Below are 19,923 nucleotides of genomic sequence, written 5' to 3' on the forward strand. Positions count from 1 at the left end.
ATGAGAATACAGCGGCTTGAAATCGGCGGCTTTGGCCGTCTTCACAGCAGGGAACTGGAGCTTGCGTCGGGACTCACGGTATTGTACGGTCCCAATGAGGCGGGTAAATCCACGCTGCTGCAGTTTATCCGCGCCATGCTGTTCGGCATTCCCGGCCGGAACTACCCTGCGGAAAGACTTGAGCCTGTACATGGCGGCCTGCACGGCGGCATCTTGACCGCCCGGGACGCCAAGGGAAACGCCTGGAGCATCCGGCGGTACTCCGGAGGTGCGGAGGGCGGCAAGGGCGACAGGCTTAAGATTACGGTAAGCGGCATCAACGGCACCGTAGAGGAGCTCGGACAGGACGAGCTGGAGAAAATGCTGCTGGGCGGTGTGTCCCGAACGATGTTCAGACAGCTCTTTGCGGTGTCGCTGGACGAGCTTCAGGAACTGGGGACCCTGCAATCCGAAGAGATGAACAGCTATTTGTTTCACGCCGGCATCGGTGGCGGCGGGGATATTCTAAGGGCGGAGCGGCGTCTTCAGCAGGAGGCGGAGAAGCTCTACAAGCCGCGGGGCAAGACGCAGGAGGCGGCCAAGATTCTCCAGTCAATCGAAAAGCTGGAGAGGCAGATAACGGAAAGCCGTTCCTATCTCCCTCGCTACAACGAGAATACCGCAGCGATGCAGGCTGCGGAAATCGAGCTGGAAGAGCTGGAGAACCGCCGCCGGGAGGAAGGCGCCCGGCTGGAGCGTCTGACCAAGGCGCTCGACATTCGCGAGCTTTGGCTGAAATGGGAAGCCGCACGCCAGGAACTGCGGGAACTGCCGGATCTCCCGTATTTTCCAGAGGATGTTCCGGAACGCTGGAAGGATTTTCAGACACGGACCGGAAATGCCGAGCAGGCGGTGGCCCGTGCCGAGCGAATCGCCTCGGAGCTGAGGGAGGAGCTGACCAGGACGGTCCCCGACCGGCGGCTGGAAGCGCAGGGCCCCCGGCTGGAGCGGCTTCTCCGTGCACAGGGCGGATATGAGAACCGGAAGACGGAACTGCGGCGGCTGGAAGAGGAGCAGAAGTCGCTGCGGGAGCATTTGCGGCGCATTCTGCGCGGCATCCATCCCGGCTGGAGCGCCGCGGAGCTCGCGGATTTCGCCGGAGCCGCCGCAGACCGCGAAGCGGCGCGCCGCTTTTGCCGCCTCATTTGCCGCCTACGACCGGCAAATGGAGAGCCTCGCCGCCGGGCGGCAGGCGCTGCGCGTACGCCTTGCCGCGGCGCAGGCGGCGCTGCAGCAGGCCGAGCGGTCGCTCGCGCGGGAGCAGCAGGAAGCCGCCGCCTCCTTTGCGGCGCTGCGGCCCATGAGCCCGCGCGAGACGGCGCGGCTGTGGGACGAGCTGCAACACGCCGCGGAGCGCTGGCGCGAGGCCCAACTGCAGCAGCCGCCGGGCGAAGCGGCGGGCTCCGGCGGCCGCACCGCCTGGCCGCTGCTGGCGCTGGCGGCCGCGCTGACCGCGCTGCTGCCGGCGGCGCTGTGGCTGACCGGAGCGCCGCCGGTCAGCGCCTGGATCGCGTTCGGCGTGCTGGCCGCCGCCGATCTGGCCCTGCTCGCCGGCGGGCGCGGCGGGCGCCGGCAGCGTGGAGCCCCGCCCGTCAGCGGCGGGGCGGAGGCCGCAGCCGAGATGCTGCGGCTGCGGCGGCTGCTGCTCGCCGAGCAGCAGCCGCCGTCCAGCCCGGATGCGGGCGGGCTGGAGGCCGGCATGAAGGAGCTGCGGCGGCTGATGGACGCCTGGACGGCATGGCGCCAGCGCTCCGAGCGGCTGGCCGGCGAGCGGGACCTTCGCCGGACGGAGGCCGAGGCGATGGCCGGCCAGGAGCAGGCGCTGGTCCGCGAGATGGACGCGGCGGAAGAAGACTTCCGCGGAACATCGGCTCGCTTCGAGGAATGGCTACGCCGCCGGAGCCTGCCGGAGGATTTGTCTCCGGAAGGGCTGCCCGACATTTTCGCTCTGGCGGAGCAGGGGAATGATCTGCTGCGCCGGGAGGACGGGCTTCAGCAGCGCATTTCCGAGCTGAAGCGGGAGATCGAAGCGTTTGAGGAGGAATGCAGGGTCTTGATGGCGGAAGCGGGAGAGGCTGTAGATGAAACGGCCTCAGCTGCCGAAGAAACCGTGCCAGGAAAGAAGATGGCTTCCTCCAGCGCTTCCTCCGCACTTACCGCCTCCTCGGCCGTAAGACGGCCCGATGATCCGCCCACTTTGCCGGCCGGCGTTCCGCAACCGGATCACACATTGCCCGTAGAGCCGCCTGCGGGCGTTTCGCCTGCCGGTGTATTGTCATCAGCTCCCGCTCCTGTGCCTCTTTCGTCTTCCCCTATCCGCTGGCTGGAAGACCGGGCCGCCGCATGGGAGATGCTGAAGGCGGCGCTCCTGCACCGGAAAGACGTGATGTCCCGGCTGCGCGGGACGGAGGAGGAGCTGGAAGAGTACACACGTGAACGGGAAACGCTGCGTCAGATGGGTGACCATCTGCTGAGCGAAGGCGGGGCGGAGAATGGCGAAGATCTGCTTCGCCGCGCCGCGGCCGTTACAAGGCGCCGGGAACTGGAGCGGTCGCTCCGGCACTGGGAACTGGCTATGTTCGGTGGCAGGGACGGAGAAGAAAGACAGGGGCTTTTGGAGCTGCTGGAGCAAAGGGATGCTTACGCGCTGGAAGAAGAGAAGAGGCGGATGGAAGTAAGCCTGGCCGAACTGGAGGAGAGAAGAAGCGGGCTGCTTCAGCTTCGGGGCAGATTGCTGCAGGAGAGGGAGAACCTGAAAAAGAGCTGCCGGGAGGATACCGCGCTTCAGCAGTTGGAGGAGCAGAAGGCTGCGCTGCGGAGTATCGCGGAGCAGTATGCCGTGTCCGCGCTCGCCGCGGAATTAATCGGCCGGACGAGGCGCATTTACGAGCGCGAGAAGCAGCCGCAGGTTCTGACCCTGGCTTCCTCGTACTTCGAGAGGTTGACTGAAGGGGAATATCGGCGGGTCGTGATGACTTTGGGGAAGAAAGAACTGAAAGCCGAGCACCGGAAGACGGGGCTGCTGGACAGCGGATTGCTGAGCCGGGGAACGGCAGAGCAGCTATATCTGTCCCTGCGGCTGGCGCTTGCGGGAACGATGGACCGTCAGGACCCGCTGCCTTTGCTATTCGACGATCTGTTCGTCAATTTCGATGAGAGACGTCTGCATGCGGCGCTTTCTCTGCTTGGCAATCTGTCGTCTTCACGCCAGGTCGTTATGCTGACCTGCCACAGGCATGTAGCGGAAGCCGCCGCCAGACTGGTGCCTGAGGCCTCCGTTATTTCCGTGTAGACCGTGGAACCGATTTGGGGGAGGGGATTGTTGTCGATTTTGTAAAGGCGATTGCTTTGCCTGGCGGAACCATGGGTGTAAGGATCAATCTGACCGCCCAGACAAGCGACAACGCGCCGAACATGGGATAGAACAGCCCCAGCAGCGAGCTGAAACCGAATTGGCTGAAGACATAGCAGGTCAGCATCACCAAGGCGGTAATGACGGAGTGTGAGATCGGCAGGCGCTGCGCCAGTTGAAGCGTGACGCCGTAAATGTCAGCCACAAAGGTGCTGAAAATTTCCAGAAAGATCAGCAGCAGATACACAAGCTGAACCAGCGTTCCGAGCCGGAAGGCGATGCTGCCCATCGGAATCTCGAACTGGAGGATGCCCGGCATGTGCGCGCTCATCGCAAAATGAGCCGCCATCAGCATAAAACCGATGCCCAGACCGCCGATAATACCGCCGAAGGCAAGTGTCCGATCGTTCTTGGTATGACGCGCCATAGGGACGAGGACGGCCTGCGCCATACCCAGATTGAACGCCGTATACAGAAAAGGCGACAGCCAGGCCGCAATTGCGCTGCGTTCAGTAACAAGCGACATGAAGCGGTGCGCCTCCGGATGTTCAAGCGTGTTGAAAATGATGATGAGCGAAAGAGTCAGCATCAGGGGAACGACAACGCTGTTCATCTGCATAATGCCGGTAATGCCCCGTTTCAGCAGAAGATAAGAGCCGACCAATGTCACCAGTAGCCCGGTTTGATAATGAAGTCCGAGATGCTCCTCAAAAATGGCTCCCGCACCCGCCAGCATAATGCTGTTGACTCCGATCAGGATGAGCAGCGTGAACAGGCTGATAATGGCACCCGTGCTTTTTCCGAACAGGTGGCGGTTGAAATCTTCATACGATTCGGCCCCGATCCGGCGGGCGAGAATCATCATTTTGGTGCCGAGCCAGATGAAGACCCCTGTGGAGAGGATAATGGTCAATGCAGCCCAGCGGCCATACTGCGTGAAGAACTGGAGAATTTCCTGGCCGGTGGCGAACCCGGCTCCCACTATGGTGCCTATATAAGTAAAGGCGATTTGCAGCGTGCGGAGCGTCTGTCTCATGGCTCTCCTCCTAAAAGTTTTGCAAGCATAAACCGCGTTGATCATTCTTCGGCAAAACTGGCATCGAAAGCGTGTGCTAAGTTTTGCAAGCATAAACCGCGTTGATCATTCTTCGGCAAAATGGGCTTCGAAAGCGTGCGGTAACCTTTCTGGCGAAGCCCAAAATAGGGTCTTTCGGCGAGTCATTGCCGGACAAGCTTGTGTACTGGCATAGTACAGGTTATGATGTTGAGCAGAAGGACATGACTTCCGCCTGTTTTGCATTGCAATAATTTTACAGTGGAACGTCCGAAGAGAATGGATAATGGAGGCGTAAGCGTCATGGAAATATTGAAAAAGAGAATTTTGGAGGAAGGGGTTGTCATTTCCGATCAGGTGCTTAAGCTGGACGGACTCCTCAACCATCAGGTCGATCCCGAGCTGACGATGGAAATGGGACGGGAATTTGCGAGGCTTTTTGCAGACCAGGGGGTGACTCGCGTCGTTACCGTGGAATCCTCGGGTATTGCCGTGGCATTTGCCACCGCTTATGAACTCAAGGTGCCGCTCGTTTTTGCACGCCGCAAAAAAACGCTGCTCGCCGATCCCGACGCCTTGTGCGAACGGGTTCCGTCCTTTACCAAAGGGATCGTCACGGATATTATGATTTCGCGCCAGTATATCTCGCCTGATGACAAAATATTGTTCATCGACGACATTATCGCTAACGGCGACGCCGCGCGCGGTCTGATCAAGATCATTAACCGCTCGGGAGCGGAACTGGTCGGACTCGGGGTCGTTGTGGAAAAATGCTTTGAAGCCGGCGCACGGACGATCCGTGAACAGGGCGTCCGTCTGGAATCGCTCGCAAAGATCAAGTCCCTGGCTGATGGCAGAATCGAGTTCGAAGAGTAACTTAACGAGTTACAAATCGTGACGAAAATGAGAACAAAGCCTATTTTTATAACAATTGCTTTCCACCCCATACATTTTCCTTTATAATAAGGTCAGATATAGGAGAGGAGGCGTCACAATGGGGAAAGAACCGGTGACAGAGCAATTCTTTATTGATAAATTAACCGAGGCCAAGGATCACTTCGAGCGTGCGCTCGATTGCAAGCACACGGAGTTTGACGATCTGTATCCCTATATGATCGAACATCCTCAATTCTTTTGGTACAAACGCTATGTTGCCTGGTCGGAACTTCTGACTATTGCAGGCTTGTGCGAAGAACTGGATTTCGCATGGAGAGAGAAGTTTACAACCAAACAAGTGGAGTATCTGGAAACACGGGTGATGTCCGCTAAAGTGCTGGACTTCTGGTTCGAGAAGAACGAAGCACTGATATAGGTCAAACACAAAGAGATGCATACCAAGATGCATATCTCATTATTTAAATGAGACCCAATGATTCGTCATTGCGGTCTTTTTTATTCAAATATAACAAAATATTGGCTTCGCAACGGTGCAGCCGTTTCTTCATCATTCGGAACAATCCGGTTCAGGTGCAGGATGCGCTTGTCCCGGGAGAAGGGAGAATTCTGCATGATCAGCGACGAACAGCTGAATGAATACCGTCTCTCTGGCGAGAAGGTTCGGGTCGTTCGCGATGCCCTGGAAAGCAACGATGTGATCGGTATCGTTATTGCGTGGGACGGCAGTCAGGTTATGGTCCGCAGACCCAACCGGCGGGTAGTCAAGCTGGACCGGAATTATATGTTTCAGCCCTATGCCGAGCCGCGGCGCCATATTTTTGGATAATGCAGGCAATAGACAAGCTTTGTATGGTTCTGCAGCGAAGACGACTTCCGAGATAAGTCTCGAAAGCCGTCTTTTTCACGTGCACATATTCGATTCGATCAATCTCTCGGGTCCGGGGTTTGTTCGCTTTTTGGCAGGAGTCAGTTTGTTGCCTTCACAATATCCATGAGCGCATCATAAAAGATATCCATTTCTTCATCTGTCCCGATTGTCACACGCAGGTAATTGTCGATCCGGGGTTTGGGGAAAAAGCGCACAAATATATTTCTCTCCCGCAAAGTTTCATATAGCGTCTTCGCCGGAATCATCGGATGAGACATCATTAGAAAGTTTGCACTCGAATCAATGACACGGAATCCCGCATACCGGAGATGTTCAGTCATCCGGCTCCTGGTTGCAGCTATCCTGTCGATGTAATGTGAGAACGTCTCCGTATCTTCAAGCGACGCAATGGCTCCCGCCTGGGCGATCCAGTCGACGGTGAAGCAGTTGATGCAGTCCCTTACGCGTATGAGCGCTTCAATCAAACTGCTGTGCCCCATGGCCAGGCCGATTCGCAGACCCGCCAGCGACCGCGATTTTGAGAATGTTCGGATTACGAGCAGGTTGTCGTATTTTGGAATCAGTCCGATCGAAGATTCTCCCCCAAAATCAATGTACGCCTCATCCACAATAACCACCGCCTGACGATTGCGTTTTATAAGGGACTCAATGTCCTCCAGGGAGATCGTTTTGCCTGTTGGGGCGTTCGGATTGGCCAGAATAACGCCGTCATTGCTGGGGATGAACTCTTCGACCGGAACATCGAAGCTTTCCGTCAGCGGAACCGTTCGGTATGACACTCCGAACAACTCTCCATACACTTCATAGAAATTATACGTAATATCGGGAAAAAGGATAGTATCGCCCGGATCGAAAAAAGCCTTAAAGCAGAAAGCCAAAATTTCGTCGGACCCGTTGCCGGCAAAGATCTGCTCTGCCGGGATGCCATAGTGACGGCTTGCCGTCTCCCGCAAACGGGAGCAGTTCGGATCGGGGTATAGTCTCAGCTTGTCGGTAACAGCTTCTCTCATTGCCTCCAGCACTTTGGGCGAAGGCGGGTAGGGATTCTCGTTCGTATTTAATTTGACCAGCCGGCCAGCCCGGGGCTGCTCGCCCGGCACATACGGGGCAATCCCCTTGATCGTCTCACTCCAGTATTTGTTCATTGCCGTTCCTCCAATTCCCATCATCTGGCGACGATGCCGTTCTTCTTTATGTATATGTGCCGGGCAGACGCGGAGGAACAGTTAAAATCGATCTTGTCTTGACGAAAGCCCGGAAGAGATTGGGCCTGTGGATCGGACAGAAGGGAGTACCGCTTTAAGGCAAACAAAAAACAGCCTGGCACATTCATGCCAGACTGGAGCGGTTGCAATCCATCATTTCTCTCGACTATTCGGTTTCCGTCAGATGGACAAAGCCATCGGGGTGGATGTTTCTTCCCGGGCAAGAATGGGGAACTCTCCCGCTAGTCCGAGGTAGGCTCGCATGCGCAGCGTCATCTCCCGGCGGAAGCTCGGCCACTGAATATGCAACTCTCCTGCGATTCCCCGGCACTTGAATTGGGCTTCGACGCCCTTCTGATCCTGCCGGATCGTTGAAATGGTGATATTCTGCGACTCCAGCTCGCGTTTGACCTCCTGCAGCATGAGGGCTGTCTTCTTGGCTCCGATGGAGACCAGTTCCATATAGAGCTGGGGCATCTTGAACAGACCGCTCTTGCCGATGGCCCGGCAGTCGCGCTCGAATACTTTATGAATGAACGTTAGCAGCAAATAGCTTCTGACAAGGGACAATTCTTCCTGAGTTGCTTCACGGTTACGCTTTGCAATCGTCGCCATCAGAATCACCTCAATTGTAGTATGCGAACCTTTGTTCTTATTATACATCCGATATAGCAGTGAAAGCAATATTTTTGCAAGCAATTTATGAAAAAAATGTTATTTAAAAAATCGTTGACTGATATTTAGCGTCATGGTAAGATATATCTTGTGGCCGCGAAAGCAAGCCATTGCAAAATACGCGGTCGTGGCGGAATTGGCAGACGCGCACGGTTCAGGTCCGTGTGGGCTAACCCCCCGTGGAGGTTCGAGTCCTCTCGACCGCATCCCTAAAATGAAAAGGTTCATAAAATTGCTCTTGCAGCAGTTTTATGAACCTTTTTTAGGTTGTTGTTCATGGCCCTTATTGTCAACCCTTAGACAAGTGCGGAGGGAAATGAGGAAGCAGGTATTCACCCAGCTCCTGAATAACTTCACCGGCAGGACGATCACTGTCAAACAGAGCGAAGAAAAGGTGATTGACGCCAATGGAACGGTAGATTTCTAGTAATTCAACCAGTCTGTTCCGGCCTACGCGATATCCAAGCCGGATGGGGCTTTCTCTTTCATCCGGGTTATCCGCCAAATCAAGATGCATGGGCATGGAGAAAGGGCGGAAGACCTCGTTCCCTTGGCGGACAGCCGAATCACGCCATGCCGCTATAACTTCTTGCTGACGCGCGGGTGCTTGCGGGTAATACATCCAGCCATCACCATTCAGTCCCAGCCAGTCCAGGTCTTGCTGCGCAAAGCCGGTAACAAGGGTAGGAATCTTGTGGTCAAGCTTCGGAACAAGCGTGGTTTGTTCCATATGGCCATAGCTGGAATGAATCAAGGGATAGTTCTCATACAACACTTTTTGAAGATAGGAGAAAGCTTCCCGAAATTGAGTGCCCCGGCTAGGGTGATCAACTCCAAGTCCTTGGAAATCTGCTCGCCGGTCTCCAGAGGAGATTCCCATAATCAGCCTTTGGGGAAACAGCGCTTCAATTGTAGCTGCCTCTTTCGCCAGCCGAAGCGGGTGGCGAAGAGGCAGTACAAGAGCGGATGTGCCGAGAGCGATTTGTTTGGTCTGACTGAGAAGATGTGTGCCGTAAATTAAAATATCATAAATTTGTCCGACAGCCGGGTCCAGGAAACTGGGATCTTTCAAGATAACGTCCCGAAGCCAAAGCGCGGTAAAGCCGTAGTTTTCAGCAGCTTGCGCCAACTGGGCCTGATGCGCCATCGTCGGTGCCGTCATGCGATAAATTCTCCAGCGGGATGTGAAGGCCGAGCGTTAGCCTGCCTTCTTGATACATCCTTTGGTAACTCTCATGAGATTCAAATATATGCGCGCCCCCGATCAATTCCGCTCAAGCTTGGCCGAAACAGCGGTGAGTATAATCGCAACGATAACCATTAAAGAACCGATCCACGGGGTATGCACAAGGCCCATCGTATCGACAACAACGCCGCCGACAAAAGCGCCAATGGCAATACCGATGTTGAAAGCGGCAATATTAAGCGCCGAAGCAACGTCTACCGCCGATGGAACGTATTTTTCAGCCAACTGGACAATATATAATTGGAGACCGGGAACATTCATGAATGCAAACAATCCCATCAAAATGACTCCAATCAGACCAACCGCTTTAAAGGGAATGAGGAACGTTAGAAGAATCAGAACCGCGGCTTGTATAATAAACATTATGAGCAGTGCGCGGATCGGGTTTTTGTTGGCCCATTTTCCGCCAAAAGAGTTGCCGAATGCTACAGCAACACCATAGGCGATCAGGATAATGTTAATGGCGCCTTGGCTGAATCCGGTAACGTCGTGCAGGAGCGGGTTTAAAAAAGTGAAAGCGACAAACGTGCCTCCATAACCGAGCGCAGTGATCAGAAAGCCCAGTAACAGCCGTCCGTTCGTGATCAACCGGAACATGTCCGAGAATTTGGCGGGAGGTGATTGCTTCAGATCACGTGGGATAAGTATGGAGCTGGAAATGATCGCAATGACACCCAGCAGGGCGACGCTCCAGAATGTCGCTCTCCAGCCGAAGGCTTGCCCGATAAATGTCCCGAGCGGAACGCCTGTAACGATAGCTATCGTAAGACCGGTGAACACAAGCGCGATGGCGCTGGCTTTTTTTTCCGGAGATACTAACTGGACGGCAATCGTCGATGCAATGGAGAAAAAGACGCCGTGAGAGAAGGCTGTAACGAAACGCGCAATAAGCAGCAGTTCAAATGAAGATGAAAGCGCGGCGGTCGCGTTGCCGATGATGAAGATAACCATTAGCCACATAAGCAAAGACTTGCGGCTCATCCGATTGCTGAGCGCAGTTAGAATTGGGGCTCCCACAGCAACCCCGATGGCATAACCTGAAATAAGAAGACCGGCCAGCGTAATGCCGATTTTCAAGTCGCCGGCGATGGCTGCAAGCAGACCTACCGGAACAAACTCGGTTGTTCCGATACCAAATGCGCTAATGGCAAGAGCTAGAAGTGCCCAGTTACCCGATTTTTGCATCTCTTTTGACTGAGACGCGGATTGTGCATAGTTGCTCATTTGTATTTCCTCCACTTTAATTATTTGCATTGAACAGGACTCCAACGCATTTGTCATCTGTAGTGCATGGGGTTATTATATAGATGTACAATCCTCATGATAAGTACGTACTTTTAAGTAATGTAGGCACCGAAAAGTACCCATAAAGAAGAATCCTTCATGTTTAAGGAGAGATACTGAACATAATCTTCGAACTTAAGGCTCCGCTTTGCTGGGCTTTTTTGCGCTGTCGTAAGGAATCCTCCCCAAGAGCTTTATAGGTACTTATAAGTACCTGTGGTACTAAAAAGTACGTACTACACTAAATGAATGATTAAATCTATAATGATACCTGCGCCGGGTCAACGACCCGAATGAACTAGATATCAGAATGGAGGAAAGAAGCAATGGCGAAGAATTTACAAGACACAACTACTCTGCATAATGGTGTAAGCATGCCGTGGTTTGGTTTGGGTGTATTTAAAGTAGAGGAAGGTCCCGAACTTGAGAATGCTGTAAAAGTGGCGATCAAACATGGATACCGCAGCATTGATACGGCAGCCATTTACGGAAATGAAGAAGGTGTCGGACGGGGAATCCGCCAAGGGCTTGAAGAAGCGAGCATTGGCAGAGAAGAACTTTTTGTGACATCTAAAGTATGGAATGCCGATCTGGGATATGAATCAACGTTGGCTGCCTATGAGACCAGCCTGCAAAAACTGGGCCTGGATTACCTGGATCTGTACCTGATTCACTGGCCGAAAGAAGGAAAGTTTAAAGAAGCCTGGAGAGCGCTGGAAACCATTTATAAAGAAGGCCGTGTAAAAGCGATTGGTGTCAGCAACTTCCAAATTCATCATCTTGAAGAGTTAATGGTTGACGCGGAGATTAAACCTATGGTGAATCAAGTGGAGTACCATCCCCGGTTAACCCAAAAGGAATTACAGCAATATTGCCAGCAGCAAGGCATTCAATTTGAAGCGTGGTCGCCGCTCATGCAGGGTGAACTCCTGGATAATCAGGAACTTAAAGAAATTGCGGATAAATACAATAAATCCATTGCCCAGGTTATTTTGCGCTGGGACCTGCAGAACGGTGTGGTGACGATTCCTAAGTCTACAAAAGAACATCGAATCGTAGAAAATGCCAGCATTTTTGATTTCGAATTAACGCAAGAGGATATGAAGCAAATCGACAATCTGAACCAAAATCATCGGGTCGGTCCGGATCCGGACAATTTTGATTTCTAAACGTAATAAGACGATCCATCCCTTGAATTTTTTGAGGGGTGGATTATTTTTCAGAGGGAAAGGGGCCTGAGCGATGATTGGAATTGGAATTGAGGAATACGGCGATGAACAACAACTGAAGAAGATCGCTGTACCAACTGAACCTTTGGGACCGGAAGACCTGCTGATTTCCATAAAAGCAAGCGGTGTAAACCCCGTGGACTGGAAAGTGCGGGAAGGACTTTTGCGCGAAGCTTTTCCATACCGGCTCCCCCTGATTTTAGGCTGGGATGCGGCGGGAACAGTGGCGGCGGTCGGTTCGCAGGTGACCGGATTTAAAGTCGGAGACGATGTCTTTTTCAGACCGGAGATGGAAAAACAGGGCACGTACGCCGATGAAATTGTGGTGCCAGCCCGCCTTGTCGCGCCAATGCCCCGTGGATTAACCTATGTTGAAGCGGCTTCTCTGCCTTTGGTGGGCCTTACCGTCTGGCAAGCTTTGGTGGAAGTGGGGAATGTTCAGCCAGGGGATAATGTACTTATTTTAGCCGGAAGCGGCGGGATCGGTTCGATTGCCATTCAGTTGGCCAAAGCACGCGGCGCCTACGTGGCAACGACGACAAGCTCTAAAAACAGTGAATTTGTACGCGATTTGGGCGCGGATGAAGTTCTCGCTTATGACCTTGGCAGTATGATTACAACAACGGAATTTGACTTTATGCTGGATACGCTTGGGGGTCCGTCTTATGGGGATGCTCTGAAATTTATGAAGAAAAATGCCACGGTGGCTACCATCATTAGCGAGCGGGATGCCATACGTCCCGATTATGCAGATACATTGGAAAAAGAACGTCAGTTGACGGTTACGTTTGTCTTTACTCGTCCGGACGGAAGGAATTTGAACCATATTCGTGAGCTTGTAGAAGCACGGCAAATAAAGCCGGTTGTAACCGAAGTCTTGCCGCTTACAGTTGATGGAGTCAGACAAGCCCACCTTTTAAGTCAGACAGGGCGGACACGTGGAAAGATTGTTTTGAGCAATATGCAAAACGAAAAAGCCTCCTGGTGAAGGGGGCTTTTTCATTTATTATCGTTGAATGCTGGCTGCTTTTTTGTTATGATCCCGCCATTTTTACGCCTTTTTAATTTGTCCGCGGATTTCTCCGTCCGGATGTTGTATCGTGTGGACATTCGCGTAAGCATTGTCACGTTTAATTTCATTGACTAAGGATCTTAGAGTCATCCCACTCAGAGGCCCGACTAAGTCCGCCGCTGTTAGGGTTCCCCGCACAACCCCTCTCCTTACTGAGATGCCAAACTTGTTTGGGCCGAACAGAAATGCGACAACAGGACCGTTCTGCCCTCTCCGGCCCAGATGGATATGAGCTTGAGTGACCCGGGAAATGTTTCTTACGGTAAGAACGAAAAACAATCTTCTGCCGTCGCGGCTAAGCTTGAAGATAGCGGTTCCGAAAGCTTGCGTCCGGACCGGAGGCACTTCATTTCTGCCAGATAAAATAGCTCTGAATGTTCTCATAATATTCTCTCCTTTCGGAATAGATGAAATATCTTATTCCGGTTAAGAGAGAATGACATGTTCATAGGCCTATTTTATTGTCAATTGTTGACTGCCGTCCGCCCTACATAAAATCCCCTTTGCCATCAAACAATTAAACTATATACCCCATGCTGGCAAGGGAGATGAAATCATGAACAAGAAACGTTTATGTCAACCGAATAGGGTCGGATCGAAAGCTGCCGTCCTCCTGATTCTGACCTTGAGCTTAGCCATTGGCGGCGGCAACGGAAAGGCAGCGGCCTGGCAGTTTTATGAATCCGTGGGACAAGGACCAGCAGCCGATCCGGCGCGTGATTATTCACTTGATAATCGGCAAATCCTGCCCGGCCGGGTGAAGACGAATACTCCGGTGCCGGCTGAACAGACAGCCGGGAGCGGAAATCCGAGTGTTGCCGTTATTATCGACGACTTTGGAAACGGTATGCGGGGAACGGAGGAAATGTTCGAACTGCCGATCAAGCTTACGGTTGCGGTGATGCCGTTTCTGTCCACCTCGGAGGCGGATGCCCGGCGGGCGCATGAACGGGGATTTGACGTTCTGGTGCATTTGCCGATGGAACCCCGTAACGGCAAGCCGGAATGGCTCGGTCCGGGAGCCGTAAGATCGGACTTAAGCGATGAAGAAATCCGTAAGAGGGTTGAAGCGGCGGTGGACAATGTGCCTTATGCGATCGGCATCAACAATCATATGGGCTCCAAAGTTACGGGAGATCAGCGGGTCATGCGCACTGTATTGTCCGTCTGTAAGGAAAGGGGCCTGTTCTTTGTAGACAGCCACACCAATTACCGTTCGGTAGTCGGCCAGATGGCCGTACAAATGGGCCTGCCGCGAGTGGAGAATCATGTCTTCCTGGACGACACTCATACGGCCGGTCACGTCGCCCGTCAGCTGCAATTGGCGGGGAAACGGGCGCTGGACCAGCATTATTGCGTAACGATCGGTCATGTCGGCTTACAAGGCAAAGAGACCGCCGCAGGAATCCGCGGCGGCATCAAGGAATTAAAGAACCGTATTCAGTTCGTCGGAATTTCCGATCTAGTGAAGAAAGAGTGGAATTGGAACCCGCGGCCTACAATTCCATGAGATAAGCGGCAATGCCGCTAGATATCGCTTCGGCGATTTTCTCCTGGCCTTGCGAAGTGGTCAGCATGGCACGGTCAACCGGACTGCTTATAAATCCCGCCTCCACGATAACCGTGGGGGCGGTTATTTTGTTAAGCAGGTAGAACGGCTTTCCGGGCCGGGTATCGGACTCTACGCCGTAGAGCCCGTTCAGCTGATCCTGAATAGCTTTGGCAAGGATGAAACTGCGGCCTTCCTGGCGGTAGAGCACAATTGGTCCGTGCTTCGAGGAAGATGGCGCCCAATTAATATGAACGCTCACGACGACAGCGGCGGGCAGCGTCTCGGCAAGCTCCTTGCGCTGGGCGAGATCGCGCTGATGGCGGGAGCGGCTGCGAAGCCACATATTCTCCTCGCTGGGCGCATAATCGCCGAACCGGTTCAGGACGGCGTCAAAGTCATCCGCTCTCAGCAGCATGAACAGCTTGCGGGAAATGGCGAGCGTCAAATCTTTTTCCAGAATGTCTCCATGCGAGGTCCCGCCGTCAATGCCCCCGTGCCCGGCGTCGATCAGGATGATGCGGTGACCGTGCCCAATCAGTGTTTGACGTTGTTCAGGCTGTCCATCCGGTGAGGCAAAGGACGCGTTGGCGTTACCAGCCAGCAGGGTTTCGACAATGAGCAGGACCAGCACTCCTCTTGCCGGCACTCTCCATTTGTTATTCGGAATCAAGAGATAACCCCCTTGTGTAATTTGAAGCCGGAAGTGGCTGAGCTTTGCTTCAGGGCTGTTCTTTTTCGGTTAGATTGTGCTTCAAAAGACAGATTTATGCGGATGAGGCCCGTTTAGAGCGGAGAGAAACGGTGCAAACTAACCAATAAGGAGAGGATGACAGGAGGAGGTGAGTGCAGTGGCCTCGGACGGTGAAGATCTGGTCAAATACATTACTGAAAAAGTGGTCGTTTACATGGAAAGCCCGCGCGAAAGCCGCGGCCGGAACCGCGCCGGAAGACAGCCCTGGAGCCAAAAATGGTTCGGGATGCTGCCGGTCGGCTTGTCAATTTGGCGCAGCAGCCGAAAGGTTAAGGACAAAGGGTAGATGAGAGAACAAATAACGAAAAAGCCCCATTCTCCGAAAAAATCGGAGTATGGGGCTTTATTGCTTTCAATTCATGCGGTGTGCTTAGCGCTTTGGTAGTGCCGCTACACCGTCGCCGGAGATATAGACTTGGAACTTGCCGCTGTGCTGAAGGGCGTCAAGCGGAAGGAAACGCCGTCCGCCAATGCCTGAAGCGGCATAGGCTATCGTACCGCCGCCGGAAGCTTCCGGTCTTGCCCACAGCTGGTAACCTAAAACCATCAGCGGGGCGCCTAGCGTGTCGTTCGCTCCGGCATTTGACCGCAGCACAAGTCCGGGATGCCGGTGAAGCAGCTCGGCAAATTCTCCGGCTGCCAGCGGAGCGAGCTTCGGAGACGTCAGCCACAGCAGATTATCGTACGGATCTCCGGTATGTCCGGTCTGGAACATCGGCTTGGCCGCAAAGTCTGTCAGCGAACCGTAGGCCGTTAAGCCGTAGCGCTGGTCTGCTTCAGCGCTTCCGGCGACCGCTTCGGCCTTGCTTTTGTCCCAAGGAAGGATTTCCGGGACGATGGCGTTTACGTACAGCGTTTGGCCGTTCAATGTTTGGCTATTCAATGTTACTTTCCAATAAGGCAGAAGCGGCGCATAAAGCGGAATCTGTTCAATAATTTCATCGGAAGAATGGATAAGGCCTTTCTGCGCCAAGAACAGGCGCAGCTCGGTTGCGGAGTAGGGAAGACTTTCGTCGGTACCTGCTCCGTATTCGCTTAATGTATATCCGCCGTTGTCCGAGGCGGTGATGATCATATATCCGATCCGCTTATCGCCGCGGAGGAGGTTGACGAGCCATCCGTGAGTACCGGGACCGAGCGGATAAATCGATTGCTCTGCCGTCTTCCATTCCTTGAATGGAGCTTCGACGGCGAGCTTGTCCACCGCTTCACGGACAAAGGCCTTCAGCGAGTCCGGAATGGCCACATCCTGCCGTTTAGGCAGCGGCGATAGGGCTGAAGACGCCGATTGGCTAGTCCCGGCATCGGCTGCGTCAACGAATCCGGCGACCCGGGAGGAGGCAGCTTGGTCCGCTTGCTTGTCCGTCAGTCTGACGACAGGAGCGCCCGCCGCCGGCGGTCCCAAGGGAAATCCGGGAAAGGCTGCCGTCAAAGCAAGGACAAAAATGAAGAGAAAGCAAACGCGCATCGCCGAAGCGATCTGCCTTACCCTGCTGTTGTGTTCCATTAGCGTTAGTTCACCTGTCTTTCTGTTTCGTGCCGGATTTGTCCAAATGTATGGTTCATCGTTCTCACTTTCATTGTAGCGGACAAGCGCTGAAAAGGTTGTTGCAAGCTGTCGGGCTTCCGGGCGGCGGATTTCGCTTTTTTTGGCCGCTTTTAGCGAGCCGGGTCGCTTCTACTGCTTTCGAAGATGAAACAGGCCATAGATGACCGGCGATACGGAAATATGCGGCTCATACTGCCAAATCGTTTCCTTTCTTCGGCCATTGTACTGCTCTTCGACGGCTAGGCGCTGTTCTTCGTCGGGTTCTTTCAGCAGTTCGCCGTAGTAGGCGTCTATAATTTCAAGCTCGCCCTGCAGACGCCGCCTCGCCGCCTCGGCCCAGCCGTAATCCTGTCCGGAAAGCTTGGAAACGATACGGCGCTCCAGCAAATCGGCGCCCGTAGAGACGGTGAGTTCATAAGGCTGGATATGGACATTCTCCGGCAGCCGGGGAGACAGCTGGATGGAATTCAGCCTGGAGCCGAAGTTCTCCCGAAGTTCCCCGGTGAGAAGGGATACACCGATAAAATGCAGTTCCTCCCGCTTCAAATCGCAGCGGAGCTCCACCTTGAAGCAGACGGCAAGCCATGGCTCGTAAGCGGCTGAAAATAGCGTCATCCGTTGAAGGCTCCCCGGGACTTCGAATAGATGCAGGCATTTGCCTTCGGTCTGCGCCGCGCTCCAAATCTGGCGCAGCCGCCTGCTGCCGTAAGTGACATCCTCCCGGCGGATCAGGCCGGGACCCAGACGCGGCAGCATCGGCGTCACTCCGAAGTAACGCGAGAGGATGCTGTCATTCGGTCCTGCGTTCGCCGCCGGCGCGTTCCCGGCGCCAACTGCTGCGACGCCGGCGCTCGGTGCGGGACTACTCCCGGCGCCCGGTACGGGATTGGCGCTGGCCTGGCCGGGGCCGGTGTCTCCCCCGGCGCTCAGACCCGGGCTCGCGGCGGGGAAGGCTCCCCCGGCGTTGGGCGCCTGGCCCGGCGCTGCTCCTCCGCCAGCCGGTATCGGTGGGGCCGGCCTGCCTGATGCCGTTGCGCTGCTGGCTGTACCCGGTGCGTCCAAGCCGCCGTCTGCCGCTGCGTTGCCGATCCCGCCCGCTCCGTTTAACCCGATGCCGCCGCGCCCGCCGCCCGGAGCAGGGGCATTCGCCGCGTCGTATTTTTCAGGGTCGAACACAAAGGTGAAGGACAGCGTCTGCGGCTCCGCGCCGGTGCGCTCGACGAATCCCCAGTAATACGGCCGGTCGGTCAACATTTGATCGGCCCGGGGGGACAGCTTTACGGTCACATGCGCCGGCGATTTTTCAATGACCTGACATTCTGTCGCTTCCAAGTAGTCCATTACATGCTTCTGCACCTGCTGGGGGGTCATGGTCATGGCGCGGCCTCGCTTTCATTAAGCATTCCGTCCTTCAGATCGGCCAGCGTCTGGCCGAGATTATCCACTTTGCTGCGGATTTCTTCGTTGCTTCCGGCTTCAAGCATGATTTTGTAGAGGCTTTTTTCCAGCGACTCTTTCTTCTCGAAGCGTTCCAGAATCGTATCCAGACCGCCGATTACCGTCTCGAACAGATTAATCTTCTCATGCAGCAGATGCAGGATATGCTCCTCGATCGTTCCGTTGGTGGAGAGGTTGTGGATGACGACATCGTTCTGCTGGCCCAGCCGGTGCACCCGGCCGATCCGCTGCTCGACCCGCATCGGATTCCACGGAAGATCGAAATTGACCATATGGTGGCAGAATTGCAGATTGATTCCCTCGCCGCCCGCTTCGGTGGCAATCATCACCTGGGCGCGGCCGCGGAACAGGTCCATCATCCAGTCTTTTTTGCCGCGGTTCATGCCGCCGGAATAAGGGACGGATTGGATGCCGTGCTCGCGAAAGTATTGCAGCAAATATTCCTGCGTCGCCCGGTACTCGGTGAATACAATTACTTTTTCGTTCATCTCTTGGATGAGCGAGATGGTCTTCTCCGCCTTGGTGTTCGCCTTTACTGTCCGGATCAACTGAAGGAGCTCGATCATCCGGTCACGGCGCGGCGAGTCCTCGGGCAGCTTTTTCGTCAAATTGACCAGGGTTACGAACACCGCGTCCCGGCTGCTGCACACCTCCCGCTGCAAGGTGACAAGCGACAGCATGCTCCTTAAATTGCCGCCCGATTCCTGATATTGATCTTTGACAAAAGAGGTAACGCCGTCATATAATGTTTGTTCTTCGGGTGAAAGAGTAAGCGGGACATTTCGCACTTTCCGCTTCGTAAAGGTCACCGGTCCTTCGCCCCTGCGGTTGCGGATCATGACCTTGGACAGCTCGCCCCGGAGCTGATCTTCGTTCTTGGCTACGCGCTTGTCCACAACGAAATTGGCGGCAAAATCCCCCTGATTTCCAAGCTGGCCCGGCTTCAGCAGGGTAATGAGATTGAACAGCTCGCCCAGATCGTTCTGGACCGGGGTGGCGGTGAGGAGCAGGCAGTATTTTTTGCGGAGCTGCTGGACAAATTGGTAGTTGGTCGTCTTCTTGTTCTTCAGCTTGTGGGCTTCGTCGATGATAAGCATGTCGTATTCGTCCGAGATCAGCCGGTCCTTGTGGGGACCGCGCTTGGCCGTATCCATGGACGCGACGACGATGTCGTTGTCCCAGGAGTAGGCTTTTTTTTGCGCCACGGCCGATATGCCGAACTTGGTGTTCAGCTCGCGTACCCACTGCAGCACCAGCGATGCGGGAACAAGAATTAGCACTTTGGAGACCAGCCCGCGCACCAGATATTCTTTCAGCACCAGGCCCGCTTCGATCGTCTTGCCGAGGCCGACCTCGTCCGCCAGAATCGCGCGTCCCGACATTTCAAACAGCACTTTGCGCGCCGTGTCGATTTGATGGGGGAGCGGCGACAACGATGACAGATGCTTCATGCACTGCAGTTCCTCGAAGCTTTCCACCAGGCCGGAGGCCTCGCCTTCCATTGCCAGCCGCGACAACCTCCAGTCGCCCCAGGGGCCGCCTTTGTCCAATCGGGACTCCAGATCTTTCAGCCATTCACGTTCGAAGGAGATAGGCACGGGGAGCGCGAAATCCTGACCTTGTTCTTGCTCCGTGTTATTGCGGGGTACCTGAGTCATGAGAGCTGTCTCC

The 19,923-nt window shown here is 54.6% G+C and carries 17 protein-coding genes, 1 tRNA gene and 1 pseudogene; 9 read left to right on the plus strand and 10 right to left on the minus strand.

Features of this window, described 5'->3' with window-relative positions:
* The gene (locus PUR_RS11000; protein ID WP_179035276.1) at positions 1-2,007 is read left to right on the plus strand and encodes an AAA family ATPase; all 2,007 of its coding nucleotides are present in this window, start codon (positions 1-3) and stop codon (positions 2,005-2,007) included.
* A 1,310-nt stretch (positions 2,008-3,317) separates the two neighbouring features.
* On the opposite strand, the gene PUR_RS11005 is transcribed toward PUR_RS11000, so the two are convergent.
* Positions 3,318-4,427: a YkvI family membrane protein gene (locus tag PUR_RS11005; protein WP_179035277.1), complete on the minus strand. Its 1,110-nt coding sequence runs from the start codon at positions 4,425-4,427 to the stop codon at positions 3,318-3,320.
* A 321-nt stretch (positions 4,428-4,748) separates the two neighbouring features.
* On the opposite strand from PUR_RS11005, the gene PUR_RS11010 reads away from it, so the two are divergent.
* The 3 genes from PUR_RS11010 to PUR_RS11020 all read left to right on the plus strand — a co-directional run bounded on the left by PUR_RS11010 (position 4,749) and on the right by PUR_RS11020 (position 6,168).
* Complete coding sequence (locus PUR_RS11010; RefSeq protein ID WP_179035278.1) at positions 4,749-5,321, plus strand: xanthine phosphoribosyltransferase; 573 nt, start codon at positions 4,749-4,751, stop codon at positions 5,319-5,321.
* Positions 5,322-5,439: 118 nt separating this feature from the next.
* Positions 5,440-5,757, plus strand: coding sequence for a hypothetical protein (locus tag PUR_RS11015; protein WP_179035279.1), 318 nt, complete (start codon positions 5,440-5,442; stop codon positions 5,755-5,757).
* A 195-nt stretch (positions 5,758-5,952) separates the two neighbouring features.
* On the plus strand, positions 5,953-6,168 hold the full coding sequence (locus PUR_RS11020; protein ID WP_179035280.1) for a hypothetical protein: 216 nt from the start codon (positions 5,953-5,955) through the stop codon (positions 6,166-6,168).
* A 140-nt stretch (positions 6,169-6,308) separates the two neighbouring features.
* Here PUR_RS11020 and hisC read toward each other — a convergent pair whose 3' ends face one another.
* A complete protein-coding gene (gene hisC / locus PUR_RS11025) occupies positions 6,309-7,376 on the minus strand; it encodes a histidinol-phosphate transaminase (RefSeq protein ID WP_179035281.1) in 1,068 nt (355 codons plus the stop codon).
* Between the two features lie 240 nt (positions 7,377-7,616).
* Positions 7,617-8,051 (minus strand): YhjD family protein, encoded by a 435-nt coding sequence (locus PUR_RS11030; RefSeq protein WP_179037866.1) that lies wholly within the window; start codon positions 8,049-8,051, stop codon positions 7,617-7,619.
* Between the two features lie 181 nt (positions 8,052-8,232).
* On the opposite strand from PUR_RS11030, the gene PUR_RS11035 reads away from it, so the two are divergent.
* A tRNA-Leu gene (locus PUR_RS11035) sits at positions 8,233-8,317 on the plus strand.
* 83 nt (positions 8,318-8,400) lie between these two features.
* Here PUR_RS11035 and PUR_RS11040 read toward each other — a convergent pair.
* Positions 8,401-9,331, minus strand: a pseudogene (locus PUR_RS11040) (TIGR03571 family LLM class oxidoreductase).
* A 44-nt stretch (positions 9,332-9,375) separates the two neighbouring features.
* On the minus strand, positions 9,376-10,581 hold the full coding sequence (locus PUR_RS11045) for an MFS transporter (protein ID WP_179035282.1): 1,206 nt from the start codon (positions 10,579-10,581) through the stop codon (positions 9,376-9,378).
* A 386-nt stretch (positions 10,582-10,967) separates the two neighbouring features.
* Between PUR_RS11045 and PUR_RS11050 the strand changes: the two genes are divergently transcribed.
* Together PUR_RS11050 and PUR_RS11055 are read left to right on the plus strand one after the other, a co-directional pair.
* Positions 10,968-11,810, plus strand: coding sequence for an aldo/keto reductase (locus PUR_RS11050; protein ID WP_179035283.1), 843 nt, complete (start codon positions 10,968-10,970; stop codon positions 11,808-11,810).
* Positions 11,811-11,883: 73 nt separating this feature from the next.
* Positions 11,884-12,858: an NADP-dependent oxidoreductase gene (locus tag PUR_RS11055; protein ID WP_179035284.1), complete on the plus strand. Its 975-nt coding sequence runs from the start codon at positions 11,884-11,886 to the stop codon at positions 12,856-12,858.
* A gap of 63 nt (positions 12,859-12,921) precedes the next feature.
* Here the strand turns inward: PUR_RS11055 and PUR_RS11060 are convergent, their stop codons facing one another.
* Positions 12,922-13,326: a CHRD domain-containing protein gene (locus tag PUR_RS11060; RefSeq protein ID WP_179035285.1), complete on the minus strand. Its 405-nt coding sequence runs from the start codon at positions 13,324-13,326 to the stop codon at positions 12,922-12,924.
* A 172-nt stretch (positions 13,327-13,498) separates the two neighbouring features.
* Here PUR_RS11060 and PUR_RS11065 point away from each other — a divergent pair, with 172 nt between their 5' ends.
* A complete protein-coding gene (locus tag PUR_RS11065) occupies positions 13,499-14,452 on the plus strand; it encodes a divergent polysaccharide deacetylase family protein (RefSeq protein WP_179035286.1) in 954 nt (317 codons plus the stop codon).
* Here PUR_RS11065 and PUR_RS11070 read toward each other — a convergent pair.
* Positions 14,439-15,164, minus strand: a complete 726-nt coding sequence (locus PUR_RS11070; RefSeq protein WP_232101813.1) for an N-acetylmuramoyl-L-alanine amidase — start codon at positions 15,162-15,164, stop codon at positions 14,439-14,441. The two genes, PUR_RS11065 and PUR_RS11070, sit on opposite strands and share 14 nt — an antisense overlap.
* Before the next feature lie 178 nt (positions 15,165-15,342).
* Between PUR_RS11070 and PUR_RS11075 the strand changes: the two genes are divergently transcribed.
* Entirely contained in the window at positions 15,343-15,531 is a 189-nt protein-coding gene (locus PUR_RS11075; RefSeq protein ID WP_179035287.1) for a YqzE family protein, read from the plus strand.
* Between the two features lie 84 nt (positions 15,532-15,615).
* Here PUR_RS11075 and PUR_RS11080 read toward each other — a convergent pair whose 3' ends face one another.
* The 3 genes from PUR_RS11080 to PUR_RS11095 all read right to left on the minus strand — a co-directional run bounded on the left by PUR_RS11080 (position 15,616) and on the right by PUR_RS11095 (position 19,910).
* The gene (locus tag PUR_RS11080; RefSeq protein ID WP_179035288.1) at positions 15,616-16,752 is read right to left on the minus strand and encodes a hypothetical protein; all 1,137 of its coding nucleotides are present in this window, start codon (positions 16,750-16,752) and stop codon (positions 15,616-15,618) included.
* Positions 16,753-16,923: 171 nt separating this feature from the next.
* Positions 16,924-18,171, minus strand: coding sequence for a YqhG family protein (locus PUR_RS11085; RefSeq protein ID WP_232101814.1), 1,248 nt, complete (start codon positions 18,169-18,171; stop codon positions 16,924-16,926).
* Positions 18,168-19,910: a DEAD/DEAH box helicase gene (locus PUR_RS11095; protein WP_179035289.1), complete on the minus strand. Its 1,743-nt coding sequence runs from the start codon at positions 19,908-19,910 to the stop codon at positions 18,168-18,170. The genes PUR_RS11085 and PUR_RS11095 overlap by 4 nt, the downstream gene beginning before the upstream one ends.
* Positions 19,911-19,923: the final 13 nt, after the last annotated feature.

It is taken from the genome of Paenibacillus sp. URB8-2 (assembly GCF_013393385.1).
GTDB lineage: Bacteria > Bacillota > Bacilli > Paenibacillales > Paenibacillaceae > Paenibacillus_AQ.